Genomic DNA, 706 nt, shown 5'->3' on the forward strand with positions numbered 1-706 from the left:
GCGTGATGAGGTAGCGACCCATCTCGTTCTGGAGCATCGCGCCGACGACTCGCACGTGACGTGGCCCGCACGGTCAGTGGTCCAGATCCAGCAGCCGGGCCAGCGTCTTCGCGTCCGCGTCGGGGAAGCGGTACTGGCCCATCTCCTCCAGCGTCACCCAGCGGTGGTCATGCACGCGCAGGTGGTGGATCTCCGACCCGGTGGCGCCCAGCTGGCAGCGGAACACGCGGAAGTCGATGTCATAGGTGGGGTACTCGTGGTGGGTGTGCATCACCTCCTCGAGCACCTCGATGCGCACGCCCATCTCCTCCTGAAGCTCGCGGGCGAGCGCCACCGCGTCGTTCTCCCCCTCCTCCACCCGGCCACCCGGGAACTCCCACAGCAGGGGCAGCGACGCGGTGGGGGGCCGTTGCGTGATGAGGTAGCGACCCATCTCGTTCTGGAGCATCGCGCCGACGACTCGCACGTGACGACGGGTCATTCACTTCTCCTCGATGGTGTCCCAAAAGACGATGGGTGGGGGTGCGGCGGCCTAACACAGCGCCTGCCCGGCGCCAATGCCGCAGGGCCCTCCCCAAGGGCAGCGTGCGCATGGCCCGGACGTGGGGCCACCCCACCAGGTTCCCTTCCCCCGGGCGACCCGGCGCGGCCCCGTCCGCCTTCTTCCGGTGGGCCCGGGGCCCGCGGGGATGGATCAGGCCGGGGG

1 protein-coding gene is annotated in these 706 nt (G+C 70.1%); it reads right to left on the bottom strand.

Translation table 11 applies throughout. The features are described 5' to 3' along the window. Positions 1–73: 73 nt before the first annotated feature. Positions 74–481 (bottom strand): (deoxy)nucleoside triphosphate pyrophosphohydrolase, encoded by a 408-nt coding sequence (locus D7X12_RS41675; protein WP_120630593.1) that lies wholly within the window; start codon positions 479–481, stop codon positions 74–76. Positions 482–706: the final 225 nt, after the last annotated feature.

Source organism: Corallococcus sicarius (genome assembly GCF_003611735.1).
Classification (GTDB): domain Bacteria; phylum Myxococcota; class Myxococcia; order Myxococcales; family Myxococcaceae; genus Corallococcus; species Corallococcus sicarius.

What these genes read in the sequence shown, in the direction of transcription:
- D7X12_RS41675 (WP_120630593.1), bottom strand. Translation starts at nt 481, where the DNA reads ATGACCCGTCGTCACGTGCGAGTCGTCGGCGCGATGCTCCAGAACGAG.